The organism is Amycolatopsis echigonensis, assembly GCF_002846615.1.
Classification (GTDB): domain Bacteria; phylum Actinomycetota; class Actinomycetes; order Mycobacteriales; family Pseudonocardiaceae; genus Amycolatopsis; species Amycolatopsis echigonensis.
This window is the reverse complement of record NZ_PJMY01000003.1, coordinates 4,481,532-4,508,262: the sequence shown is the minus strand read 5'-3', so window position 1 is coordinate 4,508,262 and position 26,731 is coordinate 4,481,532. Positions and strand designations below refer to the sequence as shown.

The following is a 26,731-nucleotide window of genomic DNA, read 5'->3' as shown; positions in this document are numbered from 1 at the left end:
TCCTCACACCCGCTCGATGATGGTCGCGACACCCATGCCGCCGCCGATGCACAAGGTCACCAGCGCCCGGCGCGCCTGACGGCGTTCCAGCTCGTCGACCACGGTGCCGACCAGCATCGCGCCGGTGGCGCCGAGCGGGTGGCCCATGGCGATCGCGCCGCCGTTGACGTTGACCTTCTCGTCCGGAAGGTTCAGGTCCTTCTGCCACTTGAGCACGACGGACGCGAACGCCTCGTTGAGCTCCCACAGGTCGATGTCGTCCGGGGTCAGGCCCGCGGTCTTCAGCACCTTCTCGGTGGCCGGCGTGGGACCGGTCAGCATGATCGTGGGCTCGGAGCCGATCGAGGCGGTGGCGACGATGCGCGCCCGCGGCGTGAGGCCGAAGGTCTTGCCCGCCTGCTCGGAACCGACCAGGACGATGGCCGACCCGTCGACGATGCCGGACGAGTTGCCGCCGGTGTGCACGTGGTCGATCTTCTCGACCTGGTGGTACTTCTGGAGCGCGACGGCGTCGAACCCGCCCATCTCGCCGATCGTGGTGAAGGCCGGCTTGAGCTTCGCCAGACCCTCCAGGGTGGTCCCCGGACGGCGGTGCTCGTCGTGGTCGAGGATCGTGACGCCGTTGATGTCCTTCACCGGCACGACGGACTTCGCGAAGTAGCCGCCGGACCAGGCCGCCTCGGCCTTCTCCTGCGAGCGGACGGCGAAGGCGTCGACGTCCTCGCGGGAGAAGCCCTCCATCGTCGCGATCAGGTCCGCGCCGATGCCCTGCGGGGTGATGTAGTGGTCGTAGGCGGTGGCCGGGTCCATGAACAGCGCGCCGCCGTCGGAACCCATCGGCACGCGCGACATCGACTCCACGCCGCCCGCGATGATCAGCTGGTCCCAGCCGGAGCGGACCTTCTGCGCCGCGACGTTCGTGGCCTCGAGGCCGGACGCGCAGAACCGGTTGAGCTGCACGCCCGCGACCGTCTGCGGCAGGCCCGCGACGAGCGCGGCGGTGCGCGCGATGTCCGCGCCCTGCTCGCCCACCGGGGACACGACGCCGAGCACGATGTCGTCGATCGCCTGCGGATCGAGGTTCGGGTGGCGGACCTTCAGCTCCTGGATGAGGCCGACCACCAGGTCGACCGGCTTGGTGCCGTGCAGGGCACCGCCCTTGTTCTTGCCCCGGGGCGTGCGCAACGCCTCGTAGATGTAGGCCTCGCTACTCACTGAACACTCCTCCGCGAAGCGGCATGGTTGGACACTGCGGTGTATCTCGCGGCCGACTATACCGGCCGGTAGGTGCTAATGGCCATTAACATAAGCCCGAAGAATCCCATGGTGTCAATGGGTTGCTCTAGTTCCGATAAGCGCTATGGTCAGTTCACCATGAGTACGTCTTCCGCCCGCGGCTCGCGGCCTCGCGACCGCAAGGCCCAGCTCGCCGCCGTCGCGGCCGAGCTGTTCCGCGCGCGGGGGTTCCACGGCGTCGGGATCAACGACATCGCCGCTTCGGCGGGCGTCACCGGCCCCGCGCTGTACCGGCATTTCGCCGACAAGCAGGCGATCCTCGCCTACGTCGTGCTCGCCGGGATCGACGACATGGAGTCGGCGACCGCGGCCGCCCTCGCCGATTCCGCACCGCCTCCAGAGCAGCTGAACGCCCTGCTCACCGGCCTCGCGACACAGGCGGTCGAGCGCCGGGAGATCGCCGCGCTGTGGCGCTGGGAAGGCCCGCATCTGCCGCGCGAGCAACGCCGGGAGATCCGCCGCCGGTCCGGTGCGGTGCTCGACGCGTGGACGAAAGCCCTGCTCACGCTGCGTCCGGAACTATCCGCGGATGACGCCGAGCTGTTGTGCTGGGCCGCGCTGTCGGTGTTCGGGAGCGTCGCGGTGCACCACACGACGGTGGCGCGCAAACGCTTCGTGCCGCTGCTGGTCGAACTGGCCCGGACTGTGCTCGACGTCTCGCTGCCGGTCCCGGAAGAGCCCGCGCCGCCGGTCGCGAGCAGCCTCGGCACGCCGTCCCGCCGCGAACAGGTGCTGACCGCCGCGACCGGCCTGTTCGCCGAACGCGGCTTCCACACGGTGAGCATGGAGGACATCGGTGCGGCGGCGGGCATCGCCGGACCCAGCGTGTACCGGCACTTCCCCAGCAAGGCCGCGCTGATGGTCGCGATCGGACACCGCGCGGCCGACCGGCTCGCACTGGCCGCCGAGCAGGCGCTGCAGGCTCCCGACGAACGGTCCGCGCTCGGCCGGCTCGCCGCGTCGTACGTGCATGTTTTGCTGCGCACGCCGGAGCTGCTGGTGTCCTTCACCGCGGATCGCGCGACCATGCCGGAGCGCGACAAGGCCGATCTGCGCCGTGTCCAGCGCGATTACGTCGACCAGTGGGTTTCCTTGCTGTGCGCGGTGTTTCCGGAGCTTCCGGCGCGCGAGGCGAAGATCCGGGTGCATGCCGCGCTGACTATCGCGAACGATCTCAGCCGGACTGGGCGGATCAAGAACAGGCCGCATCTGCAGGCGGAGCTGACGACGGTGCTGCACGCGGTTCTCGGGCTCGGCTGAACGCTCTCCGCGAAACTTGCCCCACCGATCCCCTCGGCCGGGTAAACATCTGCCGTGCCCACGAGACGGTTGCATCTGGTTCGCGCGGACGAAGGCCACCGCGTCACGACCATCGAGCTGTTTTTCGACCTGGTCTTCGTCTACGCCATCACCCAGACCACCGAACTGATGTCCGGACGCCTGAGCCTGCTCGGTCTGGGCGAGGGACTGCTGGTGCTGATGGTGCTGTGGTGGTGCTGGTGCAGTTACGCGTGGCTCGGCACCATGATCCACGTCGACCACGGCATCGCACGGCTGGCGATGTTCGGCGCGATGGCGGTGATGTTCCTCGTCGCGCTCGCGGTGCCGCAGGCGCTGACCAACCAACCCGGCGGGCTTGACGGGCCGTTGCTGTTCGTCGCGTGTTACGGCGTCGTGCGGATGCTGCATCTCGTCGCCTACCTCGGGGCCGCGCGGCACGACGCCGAATTGCGCCTGGTACTGCTGAAGATGCTGCGCGGGCTGGTCCCGAGCCTGGCGCTGCTCGTGATCGCCGACGTCGTGGGCGGGCCGTGGCAGCCCGCGCTCTGGGTGGTCGCGCTGGCGGTCGACTACCTCAACGTCTACCTGACCGGCCCCGCCGGCTGGCGGCTGCACTCGCCGGCGCATTTCGCCGAACGGTTCGGGCTGATCGTGATTATCGCGCTGGGCGAATCGATCGTGGCGATCGGCATCGGGATCGGGCACGTGCCGATCACGTGGCTCGTCGCCGGGTCGGCGATCTGCGGGATCGCGCTGTCGGCCGGGATGTGGTGGACGTACTTCGACCTGGTCGCGCACGTCGCCGAGAGCCGGCTGGCCCGCGCCGAAGGCGTCGCGCGCACCAAGATCGCCACCGATTCCTACACCTATCTGCACCTGCCGCTCATCGCTGGCATCGTCCTCGTCGCGCTCGGTTTGAAGAAGACGTTCGTCACGCTGTCCGGCAGCGTGAACCACAGCCCAGTGGACGCACTGCACGGCGTCGCGTTGTGGGCGCTGACCGGCGGGCTCGCGCTCTACCTGGTCGCGCTCAGTTCGCTGCGGCGGCGCAACCTCGGCAGCTGGAACCGGCAACGGCTCGTGCTCGCGGCGGTTCTGCTCGCGCTCACGCCGCTCCTCGGGCACGTGCCCGCAGCCCTGTTGCTGCTGATCGTCACGGCCTCGGTCCTGCTGCTCATCGCGTTCGAACGCACGTCGCTGGCCAGGCGGCCGGCCGCGGAGTGAGGCGGGCCGCACTGGCGGATTGGCCGATGCCGCGCTAACCTACTCGTGAGTAGGTAACGCGAGGGAGATGCTGCATGGCTGCGCCAAGGAAACGAGACGCGATGGGCCTCGGCCTGGCCGCGCTCACCCGGTTGGCCGGGAGCAAGGCGATCGACCGGGTCGGGCTGCGCGGGCCGGTGCAGAACCTGGTCAAGACGGGGACCCGCAACGGTTTCCGCGCGGCGGGGGCGGCGACCCGGTCGTTCACCTCGGTCCAGCGGCTGGGCAAACCGGCACGGCTGGCGAAACCGGACGACCGCGGGCTGTTCGACCTGACGCCGGACGAGGACCAGAAGCTCATCGTCGAGACGGTCAGCGAATTCGCCGCCGAACAGCTGCGTCCGGCCGCCGCGGACGCCGACGAGAAGCTCGCCGCGCCGGAGGGCCTGCTGACCCGCGCGGCCGAGCTGGGCGTCAGCCTCGTCGGCATTCCGGAGGAACTGGGCGGCGCGGGAACGGAGCGTTCGGTCGTCACGAACGCGCTGGTCGCGGAGGCGCTCGCGCACGGCGACCTGGGACTCGCGGTGGCCGTGCTGGCCCCGTCGGCGGTGAGCACCGCGCTGGTCGCGTGGGGCGACGAGCAGCAGCAGGCCGACTACGTGCCCGCGTTCACCGGCGAGCAGGTGCCCGCCGCCGCGCTCGCGCTGCTGGAGCGGACGCCGTTGTTCGACCCGTTCAAGCCCGCCACCAAGGCGAAGCGGACCCCGAAGGGCTACCAGCTCGACGGCGTGAAGTCGCTCGTCCCGCGCGCGGCGGAGGCCGAACTGTTCCTGGTCTCGGCCGATCTGGAAGGCCGCGGCCCGGCGCTGTTCCTGGTGGAATCGTCCAACGCGGGCGTGACGATCGAGTCCGAACCCGCGATGGGCCTGCGCGGCGCGGCCACCGGAAAGCTGCACCTGGAGAAGGTCTCGCTGCCCGCGGGCGCGCTGCTCGGCGGCGGCAAGGCGGACGTTTTCACCGAGGTGGTCCGGCTTTCCCGGCTCGGCTGGGCGGCGCTCGCCGCCGGCGTCGGCAAGGCCGTGCTGGACTACGTCGTGCCTTACGTGAACGAGCGCACCGCGTTCGGCGAGCCGATCAGCCACCGGCAGGCAGTCGCTTTCTCGGTGGCGGACATCGCGATCGAGCTGGAGGGCCTGCGCCTGGTCACGCTGCGCGCGGCGGCCCGAGCCGAGCAGGGCAAGGAATACGCACGGGAAGCGGCGCTCGCCCGGAAGCTCGCGACGGACAAGGGCATGCAGATCGGCAACGCCGGCGTGCAGCTCCTGGGCGGGCACGGGTTCGTGAAGGAGCACCCGGTGGAGCGCTGGTACCGCGACCTGCGGGCGATCGGCGTGATGGAAGGCGCCGTCCTCCTCTGATCTTTTCCTTGCGGTGAAAGGCAACTCATGATCAACCTGGAAGCTCCGAAGAAGGCCGGCGCGCTGATCAACCAGGCGTACCAGGCCGCGGCCGAGGTGTTCCGGCCGATCTCGCGCAAGTACGACCGCGCCGAGCACACCTATCCGTCCGAATTGGACATGTTCGCCGCGCTGCTGGACGGCCTGAACTCCTCCGGCGAAGGCGGCGCGGGCGCGGCCGGCGTGCGCCGGTCCGAAAAGGACGACGGCGGCCCCAAGGGGAACCGCAACGGCGCCAACCTGAACGTGGTGCTCGGCACGATCGAAATGTGCTGGGGCGACGTCGGCCTGCTGCTGTCCATGCCGCGCCAGGGCCTCGGCAACGCCGCGATCAGCTCCGTGGCGACCGACGAGCAGCTCGAGCGCTTCAAGGGCCTGTGGGCCGCGATGGCGATCACCGAACCCGGCTGCGGTTCGGACTCGGCCGCCATCACCACGACGGCCACCAAGGACGGCGACGACTACATCCTGAACGGCGAAAAAATCTTCGTGACGTCCGGCCAGCGCGCCGACGCCGTCGTGGTCTGGGCGACGCTGGACCGCACGAAGGGCCGCGCCGCGATCAAGTCGTTTGTGGTGGAGAAGGGCACGCCTGGCTTCGAGGTCGTGCGCGTGGAGCACAAACTGGGCATCCGCGCGTCCGACACCGCCGTGCTGCGCTTCGAGAACTGCCGCGTCCCCAAGGAAAACCTCTTGGGCACGCCGGACATCGACACGGCCAAGGGCTTCGCCGGGGTCATGCAGACCTTCGACAACACCCGCCCGCTGGTGGCCGCGATGGCGATCGGCGTCGCCCGCGCGGCACTGGACGAAACCCGTCGCATCCTGACCGAAGCCGGCGTCGTCATCGACTACGACCGCCCAGCGCTGACCCAGCACGCCGCGGCCGCGACCTTCCTGCAGCTGGAAGCGGATTACGAGGCGGCATATCTGCTGACGCTGGAGTCGGCGTGGATGGCGGACAACCGTCAGCCGAACTCGCTGCAGGCCTCCATGGCGAAAGCCAAGGCAGGCCGGACGGTGGTCGATGTGACGCTGAAGTGCGTCGAACTCGCTGGCGCGTACGGGTACACGGAGGAATCGCTGCTGGAGAAGTGGTCCCGGGACGCCAAGATCCTGGACATCTTCGAGGGGACGCAGCAGATTCAGCAGCTGATCGTGGCGCGGCGGGTGCTGGGGAAGACGTCGGCCGAACTGAAGTAGTCCAGCCGCTCGGCCCGCTTCACCGAGGCGGGCCGAGCGGTCTTGTCAGTCCAGTTGCTTCTCGAATTTCCGCGCCTCGACCTCAGCGATCTTCCGGCCGGTGGAATTACTCCTTAGTTCCAGCGTGCTCGACCACCTGCCGTCGCAGTTTGTCGTCGCCGCTTTGCGAGGCCGAATCCAGCGCGTCCAAAACCGCGTCCCCATTTGCCCGCGCCCACTCCGTCAGGGTGTGGATCGGCTCGACCAGCGTCACTCCCAGCGGCGTCAGCTCGTACTCGACCCGCGGCGGTGCCTCGGCATACGCCTGACGACGGACCAGCCCGTGCGCCTCCAGCCGGCGCAGCGTCTGGGTGAGCACCTTCCGGGAAATTCCGCCGATCATCTCGACCAGTTCGCCGTGGCGGACCGGGCCCTCGCTGAGGCCGGCGAGCACGACCACCGTCCATTTGTCGGCAATCAGCTCGGCTGCCAGGCGCGCCGGGCAGTCGGCGAGAAAGACCCCGCCGGGGCCGTAATCGCTCATGGAGTCAAAGGTACCTGCTGGTACCTATCGGAATCCTAGCCTGGTTTTCGTTCCCCTCCAAAAAACCAGGAGAGTCATGCGAGTCATCACCCAGCACAAGCTCGGCGGTCCCGAAGTGCTCACGATCGTGGACGCGCCCGAGCCCCGCGCAGTGCCGACCGAGGTCCTCGTCCGCGTCAAGGCGATCGGGCTCAATCCGTTGGAGGCACGGCTGCGCGAAGGCGAGTTTCCGTTGCTCGGCCAGCCGCCGTTCGTGCTCGGCTGGGATGTCAGCGGCGTGGTCGAAGAGGCGCTGACCTGGCGGTTCCGGCCTGGCGACGAAGTGTTCGGGATGCCGCTGTTTCCCCGCGCGGCCAACGCGTACGCCGAAGTCGTGGCGGCACCGGCGTTGCATTTGGTGCGCAAGCCGAAGGAGCTTTCGCACGTCGAGGCCGCGGCGTTGCCGGTGGTCGGGCTAACGGCGTGGCAAGGGCTGGTCTACCTCGGCGGCGTGACGGCGGGCGATCGCGTGCTGATCCACGGCGGTGGCGGCGGGGTCGGGCACGTCGCGATCCAGATCGCGAAAGCCCTTGGCGCGCACGTGATTACGACCGCCAGCGGGAGCAAGCGGGAGTTCGCCGAAGCGCTCGGCGCCGACGAGGTCATCGACTATCAGACGACCGACTTCGCCGGGGTGGTCCGCGAGATCGACGTTGTGCTCGACACTCTCGGCGGCGACGCCGTCGAACGGTCGCTCGGCGTGCTCCGTCCCGGCGGGCATCTGGTGACGGCGGTCGCGGAAGAGGACACCGAGCTCATCGCGAAGTTCGAGGCGGCCGGGATGCGGTTCAGCGGCATCGCGGTCGACCCGGATCCGGCCGGGCTGCGTGAGCTGGTCGCCCTCGTCGAGCAGGGCAAGCTGCGGGTCCACGTGCAGGAGACGTTCCCGTTCGAGCGCATTGCCGACGCGCACCGGCTGCTTGACCGCGGTCATCTCCAGGGCAAGCTCGTGCTCACCGTCTGACCCCGGCTCAGACCTCCAGCACGATCCGGCCGCGCGCCTCGCCTGATTCCTGCAATCGGTGCGCCTCGGCGGCCGAGGCCAGGGGCAGGCGAGTGCCGATCCGGGGGCGAAGGATTCCGGTGGACAGGGCCCGGTTGATCACTCGGGCAGCCGAACCCAAGGCGGAGACACCGGCGTTGCTGATGGCGAAACCGCGAATGCTGGCGTCGCGCGTGTACAGCTCGCCGATCGGCAGCGTCGGTGTCGACTGCATTCCGGACATCGCCACGATACGGCCGCCGCGAGACAACAGCGGCACCGCGGAGACCAGGTCGTGGCGGCCCGCGTTGTCCCACAACAGATCCACTGCGGGGAGTTTGCGGTAGAGGTCGGGATCGGAATAGTCGAAAACCTCGTCGGCACCGCATTCCCGGCACCATTCCGCGTCCTCGGCGCGGGCGGTCGCGATGACCCGCAGGCCAGCGGTCGAAGCAAGTTGGACGACCGCGCTGCCGACGCCGCCGGCCGCGCCGAGCACTGCGATCGTTTCGCCGTAACCGGCGTCGGCGTGCTCGAAGAGGCCCAGGTACGCCGTGGCGGCGGTGTGCAGGACAGCGACGGCGTCGTCGGAAACCCCGTCCGGCAAGCGATAAAGCCGGTCTTCGGGCACCGTGCAGTACTCGGAGAAGGAACCCTGCCGGCCGTCGTGGCCGAGGCTGTTGCACCACACGCGGTCGCCGGGAGCGAAGCGGTTCACTGGCGAGGAGACAACAGTGCCCACCAGATCCCGGCCGATGACGAACGGGAACGAAACCGCGGTGGGATACGCGCCGGAGCGGACAAAGGTGTCGACGTGGTTCACCGCCACCGCGGAGACCTTCACCAGCACCTCGCGCGGACCCGGCGCGGGGTCCGGAAGCTGACCGACCTTGATCTCGGAACTGTCGCCGAGCGACGTCACGTATGCAGCGATCACCAGCCCACGGTACCGCCGGTTTTTTACCGACTTCGCGGCGGATGTCGGAGTGCTCTCCGCCGGTCAGCCGACCAGATCGTCCAGGAACTCGTCGAGGTAACGCCAGGTCGTGCCCCGCGCGCGGCGGCCGGTCAGGACGCCGAGGTGCCCGCCGGGCGCGGTGCGGAACCGGACCTCCGGCGCGTTTTCCAGCAGGTGCACCACGCGTTCCACCGACGCCCGCGGCGCGATGGTGTCGTTTTCGCCCGCCACCACCAGCATCGGCTTCTTCACGTCGGACAGGCTGATCTTGCGCCCGTTCAGGTCGACGGTCCCCTCGGCGAGGTCGTTGGTGCGGAACAACCGGTGGTACAGCTGGCCGAACGTCCGCCCGGGGTAGGCGTACATGTTGTCCATGAAGTGGTCCACCGCCTCGATCTGCGCGAGGTAGTCGCGATCGTCGAGGTTTTTCAGGATCGCCAGCGGTTTCGTGATCTCCTTGGAGATCCCGGTGGCCCGGAACACGCGCGTGACCAAATAGGACGGTGCGCCGCCGAACACCCGGTACACCGGGGTGAGCAGATGCCCGCCGGTGAGGTCCACGAGCGGGCGGAACGGCGCGACGATCGGGATCGCGGTGAAGTCGACCGGCGAGCCGACCGCGGTGATCGATTCGATCGGCAGGTCCGGCTGATCGGCGCTGACCAGCATGGAGAAGATCCCGCCGAGCGACCACGACACCAGGTGCACGCGCTGTCCGCCGGCGTCCTGGCTGACCTTCCGGATCGCCCTCGGCAGCACCTCGTCGATCCAGTGCTCGATGCCGAGGCGGCGGTCGGAGAAGGCGACCATGCCGTAGTCCACGAGGTAGGTCGGCCGTCCGCCCTCGACCAGGTGCTCGATGAGGCTGCAGCCGCGGCGCAGGTCGAAGCACAGCGCGGGCGCGGCCAGCGGCGGCACCAGCAGCACCGGCAGGCCCGACGTCTCGCTCACTCCGTGCGTCATCCGGTACACCGACCGGTTGGGCCCCTGGTCGATCAGCACCCTCGGCATCGGCCGCAGATCGGCGACCCCACCCTGGAACACCTTGCCCACGACATTGGCCGCCGCGGCAGCCAACCGGGCCGGTGGGGAAACCATCTAGTGCCTCCTGGAGCTCGTCATCTGCCGGGCATCTTGCCTTGCGCGCGGGCGCGGCATCAACACGCCACTCCCGCAAGCACCCGGCAAGCGCACGTCCACATCAGACGCTCCCACCAGGCGGGACGGACGACGGCGCGCTCCGGGCGGCCCGGCCCTCGTACTCGGCGCGCTCGGGCGAATGCGCGGCCGACGCCAGCAGCTGGTCGCCGCCGAGCGCGCGCACCAGCCATTCGCCGAACGCGCGCGGGAACAGCCGGGTGATCCGGCCGGTCAGATCGAGCGATTTCGGGACGAAGACGTCAAACTTCGGCCGCTCCAGCGCGTCGACGATCGCCGCCGCGACATCGTCCGGCCCCACCGACTTGATGAACCGCGCTTCGCCCAGCCCGGACGCGAGTTCCGTGCGCACCACCGCGGGCATCACGCACGACACTTCGACGCCGGTGCCGCGCAGCTCCAGCCGCACCGCCTCGGACAGCCCGACCACGGCGTGTTTCGTAGCGCAGTACGTGGCCGCCCCGGGGAATCCGGACTTTCCGGCCATCGACGCCACGTTCACGATGTGCCCGCGACCGCGCGGCTTCATCCGTTTGACGGCCTCGCGCGTGCCGTGCACGACCGCGTGCACGTTGATCTCCAGCAGCCGCCGCGTGGCCGCGTCGTCCTCCTCGTCCAGCGGCGCGAGAGGCATGATGCCGGCGTTGTTGATCAGCACGTCGATCGGCCCGATGGTGCGTTCGACGTCGTCCAGGAACGCGGTGAAAGCGGCCGTGTCGGTGACGTCCAGCGGCGACGCGACCACGTCCGGACCTAGCTCGCCCGCGGTCTTTTCCGCGCGGATCCGGTCTAGGTCGCCAAGCACGAGGCGGCAGCCGCGCCGGCGCAGCGCGGCGGCGGTGGCCGCCCCGATGCCCTGCGCGCCGCCCGTGACGACAACGACCTTTCCGGAGAGCGACTGCCTGGCCATGGAGGACTCCTCGGCTCTATTGACACTTAGCCAATATCGTCCTCCGGATCAGGACGTGCCGCTATCCCCCAACCCGCTGTTCCAGGACCTGGCCGAGCCAGCCGTCGACGGTGAACTGTTCGGTCGGCTTGAAGCCCTGGCTCTCGTAGTAGCGCGGCAGATCGCCGTCGCCGCCCGCCCAGCAGTCGACGCGCACGAGGTCGATCCCGCGCCGCTTCGCCTCGTCCATCGAGTACTCAAGCAGCCGCGACTCGACGGCGTCGTCAAAGAACCCCAGCAACACGTCTGCGTCTCCGGCGACCCCAGGCCGGACCGTGAACGCCATAAGCCCGCAATAAGGACTTCTCGGTGGTGGGTGCCGTGGCGACCGCGCGGCGGAGTTGTCCCTGGTCGATGGGCGCGGCCCAGCCGACGCGAACGGGAAACCACCACTGGGACGAATGAAGCAGCGCCGCCGGGACTCCGCCCGGACGCCCCGGCGACGCTGGGTCTCAGGCGCCGACCCCGAGGTGGCGCGCGATGAGCATCCGCTGGACCTCGCTGGTGCCCTCGCCGATTTCCAGGATCTTCGCGTCGCGGTAGAAGCGGCTGACCGGGAATTCGTTCATGAAGCCGTATCCGCCGAAGATCTGCGTCGCGTCGCGGGCATTGTCCATCGCCGCGTTCGACGCCACCAGTTTCGCGATCGACGCTTCCTTCTTGAACGGTTCGCCGCGCAGCATCTTCGACGCCGCCTGGTAGTACGCCAGCCGGGCGGTGTGCGCGCGGACCTCCATGTCCGCGATCTTGAACTGGATCGCCTGGTACTCGCCGATCCGGTGGCCGAACGCGACGCGGTCCTTCGCGTACTTGAGGCATTCGTCCACGCAGCCCTGCGCGAGTCCGACGCTCAGCGCGGCGATCGCCACGCGGCCCTCGTCCAAAATGGACAGGAACTGCGCGTAGCCGCGGCCCCGCTTGCCGACCAGGTTCTCCGCCGGGACCCGGACGTCCGAAAAGGACAGTTCGTGGGTGTCCGAGCAGTTCCAGCCGACCTTCGAGTACTTCGGGGCCACCGTGAAGCCCGGCGTGCCGGACGGGACGATGATCGCCGAGATCTCCTTGCGGCCGTTCTCCATCACGTCGGTGACCGCGGTGACCGTGACCAGCTTCGTGATGTCGGTGCCGGAGTTGGTGATGAACGCCTTGCTGCCGTTGATGACCCACTCGTCGCCGTCGAGCCGGGCGCGCGTGCGCGTGGCCCCGGCGTCGGAGCCGCCGCCGGGCTCGGTGAGGCCGAAGCCGCCGAGCGCCTCGGCCGTGGTCAGCATGGGCAGCCAGGTTTCCTTCTGCTCCTGGGTGCCGAAGCGGTAGATGGGCATCGCGCCGAGCGAAACCCCCGCCTCCAGCGTGATCGCGACCGAGGAATCGACCCGCGCGAGTTCCTCCAGCGCGAGGCACAGCGCGAAGTAATCCCCGCCCATGCCGCCGAATTCCTCCGGGAACGGCAGGCCGAACAGGCCCATCTCGCCCATCTTGGCGACCAGCTCGTACGGGAATTCTTCCTTCTCGTACAGCGGGCCGATCACCGGCGCGACCTCCGCCTGCGCGAAGTCCTCGACCGTTTTGCGAAGCGCTTCGTATTCCTCGTCCAGCCGGAAGTCGATCACTGCTTCTCCTCTGCTGCGCTCACCACGGCCAGCGTCTCGTCGAGCGCGACCTGCTGGCCGACCCGCACCGAAAGCTCAGTCACCACACCGTCGATCGGCGCGGTCACGGTGTGCTCCATCTTCATCGCCTCGACGACCAGCAGCGGAGTCCCCGCGCTCACCACGTCGCCTTCGGAGGCCTTCACCACCAGCACCGTTCCCGGCATCGGGCTCTTCACCGGACCGGCGCCCGCCGCCTCGCCGCGCGAGGACAGCGTCACCTCCTGGTCGGCGAACGCGAACGACCGGCCTTCGCGGGCCAGCCACACTGTCCGTTGTGGACCGTCGGCGCAGCGGTACCGCTCCACGCCGTTCGCCCGGCGGACTTCCAGCAGATCACCTTCCCGGCGGGCGGAAACGCGCACCGGTTCGGCGTCGTCCACCCGCACCGAAGCGTCCGCCGGGGTGCCCTCGACCCGCACCACGGCCTGGGTTTCCCCCGTCCGCAAGCGGAAAGTGACCCCGCCAGGGCCGCTGAGCCGCCACCCGCTCGGGATGTCCCACGGGTCCACGATCGCGCCGGTGGGCTGCAGCGAGATCAGCCGATCCATCGCCGCGGCGACGAAAAACTCCGGCGGGACGTCCGAGGAGACCAATGCGGACAGTCGCCGGTCCACCAGTTCGGTGTCCAGCCGTCCGGCGCGGACGTCCTCGTCGGCGAGCAGGCCGCGCAGGAACGCGATGTTCGTGCCGAGGCCGAGCAACGCGGTGTCGGCGAGTGCGCGATCCAGCTTTTGCAGGGCCGACGCCCGGTCCGGGCCGTGCGCGATGATCTTCGCCAGCATCGGGTCGTAGTTGGAACCGACCACCGCGCCGACCGACATCCACGAGTCGACTCGCACCCCATCGCCGGAAGGCTCGTGCACCGCCAGCACCGTGCCGCCGGTCGGGATGAACCCGCGCGCCGGGTCCTCGGCGTACACCCGGGCTTCGACCGCGTGCCCGTCGAGGCGCACGTCGTCCTGCGTCAGCCCGAGCGGCTCCCCCGCCGCCACCCGCACCTGCCAGGACACCAGGTCGAGGCCGGTCACCATCTCGGTGACCGGGTGCTCGACCTGCAGCCGGGTGTTCATCTCCATGAAGAAGAACTCGTCCGGGTTGTGCGCGGACATGATGAACTCGACCGTGCCGGCTCCGACGTACCCAACGGACCGCGCGGCTTCGGCGGCCGCCGCGCCCATTTTCGCCCGCGTCGCCTCGTCCAGCAGCACCGACGGCGCTTCCTCGATGATCTTCTGGTGCCGCCGCTGCAGACTGCATTCGCGTTCGCCGAGGTGCAGCACGGTGCCGTGCGTGTCGGCCAGCACCTGGATCTCGATGTGCCGCGGCGTGGTGACGAACCGCTCCATGAGCAGGGTGTCGTCGCCGAACGAACTCTTCGCCTCCCGGCGAGCGGACTCGACCGCAGCCTCCAATTCGGACTCTTGGTGCACCAGGCGCATGCCCTTGCCGCCACCACCGGCGGACGGCTTCAGCAGCAGCGGATAACCGACCTTCGCCGCCGCTTCGGCGAATCCGCCCTCCGGAATGTCCATATCGGACGCACCGGGCACCACCGGAACACCGGCCGCGGACACCGTGGCCTTCGCCCGGATCTTGTCGCCCATCTTGTCGATCGCTTCCGGCGGCGGGCCGATGAACACCAGCCCCGCCTCCGCGCAGGCCCGCGCGAACGCGGTGTTTTCGGCGAGGAAGCCGTATCCGGGATGTACCGCCTGCGCGCCGGTTTCCTTTGCCGCCGAGACAATCGCCGGGATCGACAGGTAGCTCTTCGCCGCTTCGGCCGGGCCGAGGCGCACCGCGGTGTCCGCCTCGCGCACGTGCCGGGCGTCGGCGTCCGCGTCGCTGTACACCGCGACCGAGCGGATTCCGAGCGCCCGCAGCGACCGGATTACGCGAACCGCGATCTCCCCGCGGTTGGCGACCAAAACAGTGTCGAACACGCTCATCACATCCGGAAGACGCCGTAGTTGACCTCAGGCAAAGGCGCGTTGGCCGCGGCCGACAGCGCGAGCCCGAGCACCGTGCGGGTGTCCGCCGGGTCGATCACGCCGTCGTCCCACAGCCGCGCAGTGGAGTAGTACGGGCTGCCTTGTTCCTCGTACTGCTCGCGGATCGGGTCCTTGAAGGCTTCTTCGTCCTCTGTGGACCATTCGCCGCCGCGACCCTCGATCGCGTCGCGGCGCACCGTCGACAGCACCGAAGCCGCCTGCTCGCCGCCCATCACGGAAATCCGCGCGTTCGGCCACATCCACAGGAACCGCGGCGAATACGCGCGGCCGCACATGGAGTAGTTGCCCGCGCCGAAGGAGCCGCCGATGATCACGGTGAACTTCGGCACCCGCGCGCAGGCCACCGCGGTGACCATTTTCGCGCCGTGCTTGGCGATGCCGCCCGCCTCGTACGCGCGCCCGACCATGAAGCCGGTGATGTTCTGCAGGAACACCAGCGGGATCGAACGCCGGTCGCACAGTTCGATGAAGTGCGCGCCCTTCATCGCGGACTCGGCGAACAGCACGCCGTTGTTCGCGATGATGCCGACCGGGTGGCCGTGGATGTGCGCGAACCCGGTGACGAGCGTCGAGCCGTATTCCTTCTTGAACTCCGCGAACCGGCTGCCGTCGACGACGCGGGCGATGACCTCGCGCACGTCGTACGGGGTGCGCGAATCCGTCGGCACCACGCCGTACAGCTCGCGTTCGTCCACCTCGGGCGGTTCGACCGCTTTGACGTCCCACGGCCGCGGCGTCCGCGGGCCGAGGGTGGAAACGATGTCGCGGACGATGCGCAAGGCGTGCGCGTCGTCGTCCGCGAGGTGGTCGGCGACGCCGGACTGGCGCGCGTGCACATCGCCGCCGCCCAGTTCCTCGGCCGTGACGACCTCGCCGGTCGCGGCCTTCACCAGCGGCGGGCCGCCGAGGAAAATCGTGCCCTGATTGCGCACGATGACCGCTTCGTCGCTCATTGCCGGGACATACGCGCCGCCCGCGGTGCACGAGCCGAGCACTGCGGCGATCTGCGGGATCCCGCGCGCGGACATAGTGGCCTGGTTGTAGAAGATCCGGCCGAAGTGCTCGCGGTCCGGGAAGACCTCGTCCTGTCGCGGAAGGAACGCGCCGCCCGAGTCCACCAGGTAAATGCACGGCAAGTTGTTGTGCAGTGCGACTTCCTGCGCCCGCAGGTGCTTCTTCACCGTCATCGGGTAGTACGTGCCGCCCTTGACCGTGGCGTCGTTGGCCACGATCACGCATTCGCGGCCGGACACCCGCCCGATCCCGGTGATGATGCCCGCGGACGGGGCCTCGTCGTCGTACAGCCCGGTGGCCGCGAGCGGGGAAAGCTCGAGGAACGGGGATCCCGGGTCGAGCAGCGTGTCCACCCGGTCACGGGGCAGCAGCTTGCCGCGTTCCACATGGCGGGCGCGCGACTTCTCCGGCCCGCCGAGCCGGGCGGCGGCGAGCCGCTTGTGCAGATCCTCGACCAATTCTCCGTGCGAGGTGACGCTGCGGGCGAAGGTGTCGCTGTTCGGATCCGCGGAACTGCGCAGTACCGGCGTGTCCATGGCTCTCCGTCGAGACGTTAGCGGTCGTTAACTCCGCCGGAGATGTTAGTGCTCGTTAACGCGGCTGTCCAGCCCAGCACGAAGCACCCGGCCACGCGACCGGGTGAAAGAGGGAACAGTCAGCCCGCGACGGCGTCGGAGATCCAGCCGGCCACCGGCAGATCCCGTTCGAGGCATGCGACCGACAGCCGGATCGTCCAGCGCAGCGCCTGCAGCAGAAGGCTGTCCACCTCGTTCGGGGCGGCGCTGGCCAACGCGATCTCGACCTGCTCGCGCGCGGCGGCGGTGTTGCCGTGCACCTCGGCGAGCAGCGTGCGGACCGCGGTGCGGACCGGCGGGTCGGCCTGGTCGATCGAAACCTCTTCGCCCGCCTCGTCGAAAACCTGCACCTTGACCGGGGCGGTGCCGCCGTCGCCGAGGGTGGACACCATCGCGCTGCACTCGCCGAAGAGCAGCAGCATCAGCTCTTTGGTTTCCTCGTCGCGTTCGGCGGGCTCCCCGGACGTGGGCGTGACCTCTTCCAGCGCCTCCGTGTCCTCGCCAAGGCTGATGGCGACGAGCGCGCGCTGCGCCTTCTCGACGAGCCGCTGCTCGCCTTCGCTCCGGTCCGCGGTCACGTGCCTATCAAACACCAGACCGGCGGCCGGCGGGATACCCCGGATCGCGGCCTCAGCCCGCCGCGGAAAGCGCACCCAGCGCAAGACGGCACAGCAGATCGGCGAGCGCGCCGTCACCGAGATGGCGGTTGTAGGGCGTCGAGTTGATCAAGCCGAACACGGCGTGTGCCGCTGACCGCGCCTGGCGTTCGCCGAGACCGGGCACAGCTTCGCGAATCGCCCGCACCCACACCTCGACGTACTGGCGCTGAAGCGCGCGCACCTGTTTCCGGTCACCGTCGGTGAGGTTCGCGAGATTGCGCTCCTGCACGGTGATGAGCGCCGGATGCTCGAGCGCGAAGTCGACGTGGAACCGTACGAGCGCGGCCAGCAGCTCGTCCGGGGTGCCGCCCGCCTCGGCGCGCGCGGTGCCGCCTTCGAGCAGGTAGTGGCTGATCGAGTTGAGCATTTCCCCGAGGATCGCGTCCTTGCTGCGGAAATGCCGGTACAGCGCGGGACCGGAGATGCCGACGGCCGCGCCGATGTCGTCGATGCCGACGCCGTGGAAACCGTGATGGGCGAACAGCTCGGCGGCGGCGGAGAGAATCTGTTCCCGCCTGTTCGGCTTCGCGCCGTTCACCAGTGGGAGGGAATTCGCCGACATCCGCACATAGTAGGTCCCCCGGTTAGCGAACGCTAACTTACCGTCCTACTTCCTGCTTGAGCCAAGTGGACGCACCCGGATTTCAGGGGTGTCTCGTGGGGATTGCACCTGGTAAAGCTTTACCGCGTCAAGCTGTCACGACAGGAGTGACCTATGGCTGCAAACACCCGTCAACCATCACGACGCGTCCTTCGGATGTGCGCGGCCCTGGGGGTCGCTCTCGCTGCCTCGCTCGGCTTCGCCACCGGTGCGAGCGCTGCGTCGCAAAACTACGTCGCGCTCGGCGACTCCTACTCCTCCGGAGTGGGCGCCGGGAGCTACGGCGATTCCGGCAGCTGCAAACGCAGTGCCAACGCGTACGGCCAGCTGTGGGCCAACGCCCACTCCGGCACCACCTTCACCTTCCTCGCCTGCTCGGGCGCGAAGACCAGCGACGTGCTGACCCAGATCAGCTCGATGCCGTCCAACGCCACCTTGATCACGCTCACCGTGGGCGGCAACGACGCCGGGTTCACCGACGTGATCAAGACCTGCACGCTGGGAACCGACCAGACCTGCGTGGACCGGGTCAACACCGCCAAGACCTACGCCCAGAACACCCTGCCTGGGCTGCTGGACAAGGTGTACTCGGCGGCCAAGAGCAAGGCCCCCGCAGCTCAGCTGGTCGTGCTGTCCTATCCGCGGTTCTACACCGTGCCCGGATCGTGCAACGTCGGGCTGAGCGACACCAAGCGGTCGGCGATCAACTCCGGGGCGGACACGCTCGCTTCGGTGATTTCGTCCCGGGTTTCCGCCGCTGGCGGGAAGTTCGTGGACGTCCGTCCGGCGTTCGACGGGCACAACATCTGCTCGGCGGCCAGCGACTACCTGCACAGCTTGACCTGGCCGGTGGACGAGTCGTACCACCCGACCGCCGCCGGGCAGCGGGGCGGGTATTACTCGCCGTTGACCTCGGCTATCGGCTGACCATTCGCAGGGCCGGATCGAAGTCCGTGAAGGGCTCCTTGAGGGAATCTGATTCCCTCAAGGAGTCCTTCACGGAACGTCCGGCGGGCGAGGTCAGCCCAGCAGGGACTTGACCAGCGCCGCGATCTGCTCGGTCTCGATGAGGAACGAGTCGTGGCCGTACGGCGAAGCCAGCACCGTGGCCTCGGCGCCGACACCCGCCGCGATCTCGTGCGATTGGTATGGCGGGTAAAGCCGGTCGCTGTCCACCGCGGCGACCACGGTGCGCGCGGTGACCCGGCTCAAGGCGGCAGCTACCCCGCCCCGGCCGCGTCCGACGTCGTGGGTGTTCATGGATTCGGTGAGCACCACGTAGGAACCCGCGTCGAAGCGGTGGGCGAGCTTGTCCGCGTGATGGTCCAGATAGGACTCGACCGCGAACCGGCCGCCGGCCAGCGGATCCTCGTCTTGCTGCGGACGGTTCCCGAAACGCGTCTCCAGTTCGGGTTCGCAGCGGTAAGTCACGTGCGCGATCCGCCGGGCCACGCCCAGTCCTCGGTAAGGGCCTTCGGCTGCGGCGTAGTAGTCGCCGCCGCGCCAGGCCAGGTCGCCTCGGATCGCGTGCAGTTGCGGTGCGGCCCAGGCGATTTGCTCGGCGGACGCGCGGGCGGTCGAAGCGAGAACGAGCGCGGAGGCCACCCGTTCGGGTTGACTTACTGCCCATTCGAGGGCGCGCATCCCACCCATCGAACCGCCGGCGACCGCGGCCCAGCGTTCGATGCCGAGTGCGTCCGCGAGTGCAGCTTCGGCGTTGACCTGGTCTCGGACGGTCAGGGTCGGGAATCGGCTGCCCCACGCCTCGCCGTCCGGCGCGGGCGAGGACGGTCCGGTCGAGCCCTGACAGCCGCCTAGGACGTTAGGGGCAACGACGAACAGTTCGTCGGTGTCGAAAGCCTTGCCGGGGCCGATCAGGCCGTCCCACCATCCGGGACTCGGATGCCCGGGTTCCGCGGGGCCGGCGGCGTGGCTGTCGCCGGTGAGAGCGTGCTCGACGAGGACGGCGTTGGACCCGTCGGAGTTGAGCGTTCCCCACGTTTCGTACGCGAGGGTGTAGCTGGGCAGGGTCGCACCGGCCTCCAGCGCGAGTGCGCCGGGGCCGGTGGACCAGTGCCGTCTGCCGGGTGGGTCCCCTGCCCGCCACGCGCCGGTGACGGGCGGGGGACTCGCGCCGGGATCCGTCACAGCGCCGCCTTGGCGGCCCGGAAGCCCGCCTCGAGGTCGGCCTTCAGGTCCTCGATTCCTTCCAGTCCGACGGCGAGCCGCACGAGGCCCGGCGTGACGCCGGCGGCGACCTGTTCCTCGGGGCCGAGCTGGCTGTGCGTGGTCGAGGCCGGGTGCACGATCAGGCTGCGGACGTCGCCGAGGTTCACCAGCTGGCTGTGCAGTTCGGTGCCGTCGACGAACTTCCGTCCCGCCTCGACGCCGCCGCGCAGCTCGAACGACAGCACCGCGCCGACGCCGCGCGGCAGGTATTTCTGCGCCGCCGCGTGGTACGGGCTCGACGGCAGACCGGCGTAGTAGACCTTCTCGACCTCGTCGCGCTCTTCCAGCCATTCCGCGAGAGCCTGCGCGTTGGCGGTGTGCCGCTCCAGCCGCAGCGAGAGCGTCTCGATGCCCTGCAGGATGAGGAAGGTGTTCAGCGGGGCGATCGCCGCGCCGGTGTCGCGCAGGATCTGCACGCGCGCCTTGGCCGCGAACGCGCCCGGGCCGAGCGCCTCCCAGTACTTGAGACCGTGGTAGCTCGGGTCGGGCTCGTTGAAGCCCGGGAAGCGGGCCGGGTCCTTGCCGAAGTCGAAGGTGCCGCCGTCGACCAGCACACCGGCGACCGCCGTTCCGTGACCGCCGAGGTACTTGGTCGCCGAGTGCACGACGATGTCCGCGCCGTGCTCGATCGGGCGAACCAGGTACGGCGTCGGCACCGTGTTGTCCACGACCAGCGGGACCCCGGCTTCGTGCGCGACGTCGGCGACCTTGCGGATGTCGAGGACGGCGCTGCTCGGGTTGGCCAGCGTCTCGGCGAAGAACAGCTTGGTGTTCGGCCGGACCGCGGCCCGCCACTGCTCCGCGTCGTCCTGGTCGTCGATGAAGGTGACCTCGATGCCGAGCTTCGGCAGCGTGTAGTGGAACAGGTTGTAAGTGCCGCCGTACAGCGACGGGCTGGTGACGAAGTGGTCGCCCGCGCTGGCCAGGGTCAGGATCGCCGCGGTGACCGCCGCCGAGCCGGAAGCGAACGCGAGCCCGGCGACGCCGCCTTCGAGAGTGGCGACGCGCTGCTCCAGCACGTCCTGAGTCGGGTTGTTGATGCGCGTGTAGATGTGGCCGGGCTCGGCGAGGCTGAACAGATCCGCCCCGTGCTGCGTGTCGCGGAAGACGTACGAGGTCGTCTGGTAGATCGGCGTCGCGCGGGCGCCGGTGGTCGGGTCGGGCGCCGCCCCCGCGTGGATCTGCTTGGTCTCGAAGGACCAGCTCGTGGCGTCTTCCGGCATGTGCTCGCTCCTAGCGGTCGTGAACGGGTCGGCTGGGCGCCGACGCTAACCAGGCCGGACGAAACGCCCAACAGGTCTCACGGGATGAGAGCCCTACGCACCCGGACGTAGGAACAAATGCCGAACGCTGACGGACGACGCGACCCCGCGGTGCGGCGCACGCTCAGGCGCATGGACTGGAGAATGCGGCCGGCGACCCGGAAGTGGTTCCTGTTCGGCCACGTCGTCACGTCGGTCGGCTGGATCGGAGCCGAACTCGCGGTGCTGGTGTGCAGCATTCTCGCGATCGCCGGCTCCGATCCGGTGACCACGCGCAGCGCGAACGTCATCGCCGGGGTGCTCGCCGGGACGCTCTATTTCCCGGCCAGCCTGCTCGCCCTGGCCACCGGGGTCGTGCTCGGACTCGGCACGAAGTGGAAGCTGGTGCGCTACCACTGGGTGCTGTGGAAGCTGCTGGCGACGCTTGCCCTGTTCGCCGGCGGAAACCTGCTGGTGGTCCCGTCTTTCGTCGCGCACGGCGAGCAGGCGTCGCGCGGCGAGATCGTCGGTGCGAACGCGGTGTCGGGCACGGGGGCGATGAGTGTCGGGCTGACGCTGCTTTTGCTGGCGACGCTGGTGTCGTACTTCAAGCCGTGGTCCACGGTGTTCACTCGCGCTGCTGCAAGGCGAACCGGTTCCCTTCCGAGTCGGTGAACATGGCCCACCAGCCCCATGGCTGCTTCTCCGGTTTCGCCGGGAAATCCACTCCTTTGGCGGACAATTCGCGGTAGGTGCGCTCCACGTCGTCGGCGTAGAAGAAATAACCGGCGGTCGGCAGCTCCGGACGGCTCCCGCGGCCGACCTCCGGCACCACGTTCAGCACGAAGACCGTCCCGTCCGGCGAGGTCAGTTCGACCCAGCGGTTGCCCTGGTCGTCGTAGGGCACGTCGGTGGTCACTTCGAACCCCGCGATCTCGCTCCAGAACGTCTTCGCGCGCTGCAGGTCGGTCACCTCGACCAGGATCTTGTGCACGCCTTGAATGCTCATCCGGTCCTCCGCTCCGTCCCGATCGCCCTAATCTAGTGCCGCGGGTGGCGAAACCGGCGCGGTCTTCTACCGTTCCAGCAAGAACGTCAGAAGCGGTGGAGGTAGCTGTGGTTTCGGTGCGCAGCGTGGTGGACCGGGTCGGTCCCACGCTGCTCCACGCGCTTCTCGTGCCGGAGGACTGTCCGGCGGTCGGCGACGTGGTGATCGCCGAGCCGGGCGCCGAGTCCTCCATCGCGGCGGGTGACCTGGTGCTGGGCGTCGCCACGATCGAGTCGGCCGATGCCGCTGCGCTCATCCGGATGAGCGCCGGGCAGGGTGCGGCAGCGGTGTTGCTGAAACCGCCGCTGGCCGCGAAACAGTCGGTGCGGCGCGCGGCGAAGTCGGCTGGGATCGCGTTGATCCAGGTGCACGCGGCGACGTCGTGGGCTCAGCTGGTCTGGCTGTTGCGCACGGTTCTGGACGCGCTCGCCGACGAATCCGAAGCGCTCGAAGAAGGCGGCGATCCGGGTTCCGGCGATCTTTTCCGGCTCGCCGACGCGGTGGCCGCGGTGGTCGACGCGTCGGTGACGATCGAGGACACCAACTCGCGCGTCCTCGCCTACTCCGCGCGCCAGGACCTCACCGACCCGGCGCGCGTGGCGACGATCATGGGCCGCCGCATCCCGGACGACGTGCTGGCCCGGTTCCGTTCGCGCGGCGTTTTCCGCGAGCTTTCCCGCGGCAGGCAAACGATCTTCGTCCCGGCCCAGCGCGACGGCACCCTGCCGCGGCTGATCGTGCCTATCCGGATGGGCGGCGAACTGCTGGGCTCGATGTGGGCCGTCGTCCCGGGCCCGGTCTCGGAGGAACGCGCGGCGGCTTTCGCGGACGCGGCCCCGGTGGTCGCACTGCATCTGCTGCGGCGGCGCGCGCACACGGACGCGCAGCGCCGGGCTTCCGCCGAACTGTTGCGCGCGGTCCTGGAAGGACAGGTCCCGCCGCGCCGGGTGGTCGCCGAACTGGACCTGGCCGACGAGCCGCACCGAGTAGTTGTCGTGGACGTCAGCGGTGGCGACAGCCGGGACGCCGAGGGCCTGTTGCTGGCGTTGCTGGAACGGATTTCGCAGGGTTTCGGACGGCGTCCGGTCGCGGCCGACTTGGGCGGGTTGCTGTACGTCGTGGTGCCGGATCGTCCCGGCGAGGGCGGCTGGCCGGAACTGCGGGAGGCGCTGCTCGCCCAACCCGCGTCTCGCCGGGGCGGGCTTCCGCGCGCGGCAGCGGGCGCGCCGGGCGATCCGACTGCGCTGGCCGCGTCGCGAGCCCAGGCCGACGAAGCGCTGGGACTGCTGCGGGCGGGACTGGTCGAGGGTCGCGTCGTGGCTTACGACGAGGCCTGGACCGCGCTGGTTTTGCACCGTGCCGCCGCTGGGGCAGCAACGGCACAGGTGTCCGAACTCGGCCCGCTCGGCGTGCTGCAGGCGCACGACGAAGCGAGCAACGCCGGGTACGTCGACACCCTGTACGAATGGCTCCGCCACCCCGGCGACCCCCGCGCCGCCGCGGAACGGCTGCGGATTCACCCGAACACGTTGCGATACCGAATGAAACGGCTGCTGGAACTGGTCCCGCTGAACCTCGACGACCCCGACGTCCGGCTCGCCCTGCTCACCCAGCTGATCGCGCTCCGCTGGAGCTGACCTGATAGCTGAGATCGTTGCCGCGCAACGCTTCCGCATGAGTCCCCACCGCCAACCGCAGCCGACGCACCCGGCCAACCAGGCACCCACCCCACCCCCGCGCCGTAGTCACAATCAACTTCGGGGTGCCCACCGCACAAGCCGCAGCGAAACCGCGTCACGCGACCAGCAGCGTCTTCCCGATCGTGCCGCGCGATTCGATCGCCGCGTGCGCGTCGGCCGCGCGTTCCAGCGGGAACCGCTGCCCGATCACCGGCGTGAGCTGTCCGGACGCGGCGGCCGCCAGCGCTGATTCGGTGTAGCCGCGCATCGCCGCCGCGTCGCCGATAGACCGGACCAGTTTGACGCCGCGCGCGGCAGCGTCCGCTTCGGACACTTCGGACCATGAACCGCTTGCCAGACCGTAAAGCGCCATCCGGCCGCCGGGTCGCACCAGGGTGAAGGCGGCGGTGCCGACCGCGCCTCCCACGCCGTCGAACACCACGTCCACCTCCCCGACCTCCGCGGTCCACTGCGGATCGGTGTAGTCGACCGCCAAATCCGCGCCCAATTCCCGGGCTTGGGCAAGCTTTTCCGGGCCGCCCGCCGCTGCCACGACCTCCGCGCCCGCGGCCTTCGCCAGTTGCACCAGGAGGCTGCCGACCCCTCCTGCGGCAGCCTCGACGAGCACCCGTTCCCCTGGCGCTACCTCCGTCGTGTGCACCAGCCCGGTCGCGGTGCGGCCGTCGGCCAGCAACGCGACCGCCGCGTCGAGGCTCAGCGCGTGCGGCACCGGGAAGACCAGCTCCGCGTCCACGACCACGCGCTGGGCGTAACCGCCGCTGCCGCCAGTCGACGTCACCACGCGTTTTCCGACCAGTGACAGGTCCACGCCCTCCCCGGCGCGGCTGATCACACCCCCGACTCCGTTGCCGGGCACCATCGGCAGCGCGGCCTGGTACGGCCCCGACCCCGTCGCCCGGAACTGCGTTTCCACGAAGGTGACGTTCGCGAACGCCACCTCGATCAGCACCTGCCCCGGCCCGGGAGCCGGATCGGGGGCCTCCCCCGCTTCCAGCACCGCCGGCCCGCCGAACTCCCGCAGCCACACCGCTCGCATGTAAGCCCTTCCTCGATTCTCCGCCGGGAGCCAGCCAACTACCTCGAGTGCGGTCGAGGTCAAGCGCATTGTTCTGGTAGCACTATCGACCCCGCGCAAGACTGTGGCGGCGGAATGATGACACCGCCGTCCGGGTAGATCACCGTGAGTGGCAACACCTTCGACAGAACCGCCGCCAGGAGGCAAGCAGTGCGCATCGCCGTTCCCCGTGAGATCAAGAAGCACGAGTACCGGGTCGCGTTGACCCCGGCCGGCGTGCACGAACTGGTCGGTCGCGGGCACGACGTCTTCGTCGAGACGGGTGCCGGGATCGGGTCGTCCATCACGGACGAGGAGTACGTCGCCGCGGGCGCCAAGGTGCTCGCCACCGCGGAGGAGACGTGGTCCGAGGGCGAGCTCGTGCTGAAGGTCAAGGAGCCGATCGCCGAGGAGTACCCGCGCCTGCGCAAGGATCTGGTGCTGTTCACCTACCTGCACATCGCCGCGGACCGTCCGCTGACCGACGCGCTGCTGGCGGCGGGAACCACCGCGATCGCCTACGAGACGGTGCAGAAGCCGAACGGCGCGCTGCCGCTGCTGGCCCCGATGTCGGAGGTCGCGGGCCGCCTGGCCCCGCAGGTCGGTGCCTACGCCCTGATGAAGCCGCGCGGCGGCCGGGGCGTCCTGCCCGGCGGCATCCCCGGCGTGCACCCGGCCCGTGTGGTCGTCATCGGCGGCGGGGTGGCGGGCCTCAACGCCGCCCGCGTCGCACTGGGCCTCGGCTCGGACGTCGAGATCCTGGACACGAACGTCGACCGCCTCCGCCAGATCGACAACGACTTCGGCGGCCGCATCCGCACCGTGACTTCGAACCGCCTCTCCGTGGAGGAATCGGTCCTCGAGGCGGACATGGTCATCGGCGCGGTCCTGGTCCCGGGTGCGAAGGCCCCGAAGCTGGTCTCCAACGACCTGGTCTCCCGGATGAAGCCGGGCAGCGTCCTCGTGGACATCGCCATCGACCAAGGCGGCTGCTTCGCCGACTCGCGCCCGACCACGCACGACGACCCGACCTACACGGTCCACAACTCGGTCTTCTACTGCGTGGCCAACATGCCCGGCGCAGTCCCGCGCACGAGCACCTACGGCCTCACCAACGTCACGCTCCCCTACGCGGTGCAGTTGGCGGACAAGGGCTGGAAGCAAGCGCTGTCCGCGGACCCGTCCCTCGCCCTGGGCCTGAACACCCACTCCGGCGCCCTGACGAACGCCCCAGTCGCCACGGCCCACAACCTCCCCCACACCCCAGTAGAAACCGCCCTGGCGTAACCACCAAGAACAGGAAGCGGCGAGGACCGACCGGTCCTCGCCGCTTCCTGTTGCCCCACAACTCTTTTGTTCCAACCACACCCACCACCCAACTGCCGCCAGAGGCACCGCGGGGGTCCGGGGGCTCGGCCCCCGGGTACGACGACGCCCCTTCCCGGGCGAAGCGCGGCCACGCGCGAGCACAGGGAGGGAAGAAGGGGCGACCCGCTCAACCAGCCTGGGGGTCACTGGGAGCGGGTCGCCGGGTACTAGCTTAAAGAACATTGGGCGGGAGCGCTCGTTCGGGGGTGGATTTCGGCGGGGTTCTCACCCGTGACCAGGTGAACGTTCAACTTTTCACGTTTGCCGCCGGGACCAGGGTTTCCCTGCTCCACGAGGCCTCCGGGGTGCTTCGCGGCTCGCTGGCGTGCCGTTCGTCACCTCTGCCGCGGGGAGCGCCGGTTGTGCCCGTTTGGTCCGGGCCGACGGCTCTCGCGGGAATAAATTGTCGGTGCCTCTCCCTAACCTTGTGATGTGACCACCACTGCGACGCCTGCGCGTCAAGACCGTCCGATCGCTGAGACGGCGCCCCGACCGGTCGGCTGGGTGCGCCGGTTGTCCGCTGCCTGCTGGG

Annotated in this window: 23 protein-coding genes and 1 pseudogene; 9 read left to right on the top strand and 15 right to left on the bottom strand. The window is 69.4% G+C overall.

Annotation, left to right across the window (positions count from 1 at the left end; translation table 11 throughout):
- Nucleotides 1-3: 3 nt before the first annotated feature.
- The gene (locus tag ATK30_RS26430; RefSeq protein WP_101437891.1) at nucleotides 4-1,215 is read right to left on the bottom strand and encodes an acetyl-CoA C-acetyltransferase; all 1,212 of its coding nucleotides are present in this window, start codon (nucleotides 1,213-1,215) and stop codon (nucleotides 4-6) included.
- Between the two features lie 159 nt (nucleotides 1,216-1,374).
- Between ATK30_RS26430 and ATK30_RS26425 the strand changes: the two genes are divergently transcribed.
- From ATK30_RS26425 to ATK30_RS26410, 4 genes are all read left to right on the top strand, one after another.
- Complete coding sequence (locus tag ATK30_RS26425; RefSeq protein ID WP_101437890.1) at nucleotides 1,375-2,556, top strand: TetR/AcrR family transcriptional regulator; 1,182 nt, start codon at nucleotides 1,375-1,377, stop codon at nucleotides 2,554-2,556.
- A 54-nt stretch (nucleotides 2,557-2,610) separates the two neighbouring features.
- Nucleotides 2,611-3,801, top strand: coding sequence for a low temperature requirement protein A (locus ATK30_RS26420; protein WP_101437889.1), 1,191 nt, complete (start codon nucleotides 2,611-2,613; stop codon nucleotides 3,799-3,801).
- 101 nt (nucleotides 3,802-3,902) lie between these two features.
- Nucleotides 3,903-5,198: an acyl-CoA dehydrogenase family protein gene (locus ATK30_RS26415; RefSeq protein WP_101437888.1), complete on the top strand. Its 1,296-nt coding sequence runs from the start codon at nucleotides 3,903-3,905 to the stop codon at nucleotides 5,196-5,198.
- A 27-nt stretch (nucleotides 5,199-5,225) separates the two neighbouring features.
- Nucleotides 5,226-6,440 (top strand): acyl-CoA dehydrogenase family protein, encoded by a 1,215-nt coding sequence (locus ATK30_RS26410; RefSeq protein WP_101437887.1) that lies wholly within the window; start codon nucleotides 5,226-5,228, stop codon nucleotides 6,438-6,440.
- 106 nt (nucleotides 6,441-6,546) lie between these two features.
- Here the strand turns inward: ATK30_RS26410 and ATK30_RS26405 are convergent, their stop codons facing one another.
- On the bottom strand, nucleotides 6,547-6,963 hold the full coding sequence (locus tag ATK30_RS26405; protein ID WP_101437886.1) for a winged helix-turn-helix transcriptional regulator: 417 nt from the start codon (nucleotides 6,961-6,963) through the stop codon (nucleotides 6,547-6,549).
- Nucleotides 6,964-7,039: 76 nt separating this feature from the next.
- On the opposite strand from ATK30_RS26405, the gene ATK30_RS26400 reads away from it, so the two are divergent.
- A complete protein-coding gene (locus tag ATK30_RS26400) occupies nucleotides 7,040-7,966 on the top strand; it encodes an NADP-dependent oxidoreductase (protein WP_101437885.1) in 927 nt (308 codons plus the stop codon).
- 7 nt (nucleotides 7,967-7,973) lie between these two features.
- Here ATK30_RS26400 and ATK30_RS26395 read toward each other — a convergent pair whose 3' ends face one another.
- From ATK30_RS26395 to ATK30_RS26355, 9 genes and pseudogenes are all read right to left on the bottom strand, one after another.
- Nucleotides 7,974-8,921 (bottom strand): NADPH:quinone reductase, encoded by a 948-nt coding sequence (locus ATK30_RS26395; RefSeq protein ID WP_101437884.1) that lies wholly within the window; start codon nucleotides 8,919-8,921, stop codon nucleotides 7,974-7,976.
- 63 nt (nucleotides 8,922-8,984) lie between these two features.
- On the bottom strand, nucleotides 8,985-10,040 hold the full coding sequence (locus tag ATK30_RS26390; RefSeq protein WP_101437883.1) for an alpha/beta fold hydrolase: 1,056 nt from the start codon (nucleotides 10,038-10,040) through the stop codon (nucleotides 8,985-8,987).
- Nucleotides 10,041-10,143: 103 nt separating this feature from the next.
- Entirely contained in the window at nucleotides 10,144-11,010 is an 867-nt protein-coding gene (locus ATK30_RS26385; protein WP_101437882.1) for an SDR family oxidoreductase, read from the bottom strand.
- A gap of 61 nt (nucleotides 11,011-11,071) precedes the next feature.
- Nucleotides 11,072-11,266 (bottom strand): annotated as a pseudogene (locus ATK30_RS26380) (GNAT family N-acetyltransferase); the annotation flags it as partial.
- Nucleotides 11,267-11,501: 235 nt separating this feature from the next.
- Nucleotides 11,502-12,659 carry an acyl-CoA dehydrogenase family protein gene (locus tag ATK30_RS26375; protein WP_101437880.1) on the bottom strand — a complete coding sequence of 386 codons (1,158 nt, stop codon included), beginning with the start codon at nucleotides 12,657-12,659 and terminating at the stop codon, nucleotides 11,502-11,504.
- Entirely contained in the window at nucleotides 12,656-14,641 is a 1,986-nt protein-coding gene (locus tag ATK30_RS26370) for an acetyl/propionyl/methylcrotonyl-CoA carboxylase subunit alpha (protein ID WP_101441086.1), read from the bottom strand. Before ATK30_RS26370 ends, ATK30_RS26375 begins: the two co-directional genes overlap by 4 nt.
- A gap of 5 nt (nucleotides 14,642-14,646) precedes the next feature.
- Nucleotides 14,647-16,260 (bottom strand): carboxyl transferase domain-containing protein, encoded by a 1,614-nt coding sequence (locus ATK30_RS26365; RefSeq protein ID WP_101437879.1) that lies wholly within the window; start codon nucleotides 16,258-16,260, stop codon nucleotides 14,647-14,649.
- Between the two features lie 119 nt (nucleotides 16,261-16,379).
- On the bottom strand, nucleotides 16,380-16,877 hold the full coding sequence (locus ATK30_RS26360) for a hypothetical protein (RefSeq protein WP_101437878.1): 498 nt from the start codon (nucleotides 16,875-16,877) through the stop codon (nucleotides 16,380-16,382).
- A gap of 52 nt (nucleotides 16,878-16,929) precedes the next feature.
- Nucleotides 16,930-17,520, bottom strand: coding sequence for an SACE_7040 family transcriptional regulator (locus tag ATK30_RS26355; RefSeq protein WP_167442011.1), 591 nt, complete (start codon nucleotides 17,518-17,520; stop codon nucleotides 16,930-16,932).
- Nucleotides 17,521-17,715: 195 nt separating this feature from the next.
- Here ATK30_RS26355 and ATK30_RS26350 point away from each other — a divergent pair, with 195 nt between their 5' ends.
- Complete coding sequence (locus tag ATK30_RS26350; protein ID WP_101437877.1) at nucleotides 17,716-18,486, top strand: SGNH/GDSL hydrolase family protein; 771 nt, start codon at nucleotides 17,716-17,718, stop codon at nucleotides 18,484-18,486.
- A gap of 93 nt (nucleotides 18,487-18,579) precedes the next feature.
- Here ATK30_RS26350 and metX read toward each other — a convergent pair whose 3' ends face one another.
- Nucleotides 18,580-19,707, bottom strand: coding sequence for a homoserine O-acetyltransferase MetX (gene metX, locus ATK30_RS26345; RefSeq protein WP_101437876.1), 1,128 nt, complete (start codon nucleotides 19,705-19,707; stop codon nucleotides 18,580-18,582).
- Nucleotides 19,704-21,011: a bifunctional o-acetylhomoserine/o-acetylserine sulfhydrylase gene (locus tag ATK30_RS26340; RefSeq protein WP_101437875.1), complete on the bottom strand. Its 1,308-nt coding sequence runs from the start codon at nucleotides 21,009-21,011 to the stop codon at nucleotides 19,704-19,706. The genes metX and ATK30_RS26340 overlap by 4 nt, the downstream gene beginning before the upstream one ends.
- A gap of 171 nt (nucleotides 21,012-21,182) precedes the next feature.
- On the opposite strand from ATK30_RS26340, the gene ATK30_RS26335 reads away from it, so the two are divergent.
- Entirely contained in the window at nucleotides 21,183-21,704 is a 522-nt protein-coding gene (locus tag ATK30_RS26335; protein WP_101441084.1) for a hypothetical protein, read from the top strand.
- Here the strand turns inward: ATK30_RS26335 and ATK30_RS26330 are convergent.
- Entirely contained in the window at nucleotides 21,658-22,038 is a 381-nt protein-coding gene (locus ATK30_RS26330) for a VOC family protein (RefSeq protein ID WP_101437874.1), read from the bottom strand. The two genes, ATK30_RS26335 and ATK30_RS26330, sit on opposite strands and share 47 nt — an antisense overlap.
- A 107-nt stretch (nucleotides 22,039-22,145) precedes the next feature.
- Here ATK30_RS26330 and ATK30_RS26325 point away from each other — a divergent pair, with 107 nt between their 5' ends.
- Nucleotides 22,146-23,714, top strand: a complete 1,569-nt coding sequence (locus ATK30_RS26325) for a PucR family transcriptional regulator (protein ID WP_101437873.1) — start codon at nucleotides 22,146-22,148, stop codon at nucleotides 23,712-23,714.
- A 157-nt stretch (nucleotides 23,715-23,871) separates the two neighbouring features.
- Here the strand turns inward: ATK30_RS26325 and ATK30_RS26320 are convergent, their stop codons facing one another.
- Nucleotides 23,872-24,813 carry a zinc-binding dehydrogenase gene (locus tag ATK30_RS26320; RefSeq protein WP_101437872.1) on the bottom strand — a complete coding sequence of 314 codons (942 nt, stop codon included), beginning with the start codon at nucleotides 24,811-24,813 and terminating at the stop codon, nucleotides 23,872-23,874.
- Nucleotides 24,814-25,002: 189 nt separating this feature from the next.
- Between ATK30_RS26320 and ald the strand changes: the two genes are divergently transcribed.
- Entirely contained in the window at nucleotides 25,003-26,118 is a 1,116-nt protein-coding gene (ald, locus tag ATK30_RS26315) for an alanine dehydrogenase (protein ID WP_101437871.1), read from the top strand.
- Nucleotides 26,119-26,731 lie beyond the last annotated feature (613 nt).

What these genes read in the sequence shown, in the direction of transcription:
- ATK30_RS26355 (WP_167442011.1), bottom strand. Translation starts at nt 17,520, where the DNA reads ATGTCGGCGAATTCCCTCCCACTGGTGAACGGCGCGAAGCCGAACAGG.
- ATK30_RS26320 (WP_101437872.1), bottom strand. Translation starts at nt 24,813, where the DNA reads ATGCGAGCGGTGTGGCTGCGGGAGTTCGGCGGGCCGGCGGTGCTGGAA.
- ATK30_RS26415 (WP_101437888.1), top strand. Translation starts at nt 3,903, where the DNA reads ATGGGCCTCGGCCTGGCCGCGCTCACCCGGTTGGCCGGGAGCAAGGCG.
- ATK30_RS26425 (WP_101437890.1), top strand. Translation starts at nt 1,375, where the DNA reads ATGAGTACGTCTTCCGCCCGCGGCTCGCGGCCTCGCGACCGCAAGGCC.
- ATK30_RS26385 (WP_101437882.1), bottom strand. Translation starts at nt 11,010, where the DNA reads ATGGCCAGGCAGTCGCTCTCCGGAAAGGTCGTTGTCGTCACGGGCGGC.
- ATK30_RS26410 (WP_101437887.1), top strand. Translation starts at nt 5,226, where the DNA reads ATGATCAACCTGGAAGCTCCGAAGAAGGCCGGCGCGCTGATCAACCAG.
- ATK30_RS26350 (WP_101437877.1), top strand. Translation starts at nt 17,716, where the DNA reads ATGTGCGCGGCCCTGGGGGTCGCTCTCGCTGCCTCGCTCGGCTTCGCC.
- ATK30_RS26335 (WP_101441084.1), top strand. Translation starts at nt 21,183, where the DNA reads ATGGACTGGAGAATGCGGCCGGCGACCCGGAAGTGGTTCCTGTTCGGC.
- ATK30_RS26400 (WP_101437885.1), top strand. Translation starts at nt 7,040, where the DNA reads ATGCGAGTCATCACCCAGCACAAGCTCGGCGGTCCCGAAGTGCTCACG.
- ATK30_RS26365 (WP_101437879.1), bottom strand. Translation starts at nt 16,260, where the DNA reads ATGGACACGCCGGTACTGCGCAGTTCCGCGGATCCGAACAGCGACACC.
- ATK30_RS26330 (WP_101437874.1), bottom strand. Translation starts at nt 22,038, where the DNA reads ATGAGCATTCAAGGCGTGCACAAGATCCTGGTCGAGGTGACCGACCTG.
- ATK30_RS26340 (WP_101437875.1), bottom strand. Translation starts at nt 21,011, where the DNA reads ATGCCGGAAGACGCCACGAGCTGGTCCTTCGAGACCAAGCAGATCCAC.
- ATK30_RS26405 (WP_101437886.1), bottom strand. Translation starts at nt 6,963, where the DNA reads ATGAGCGATTACGGCCCCGGCGGGGTCTTTCTCGCCGACTGCCCGGCG.
- ATK30_RS26390 (WP_101437883.1), bottom strand. Translation starts at nt 10,040, where the DNA reads ATGGTTTCCCCACCGGCCCGGTTGGCTGCCGCGGCGGCCAATGTCGTG.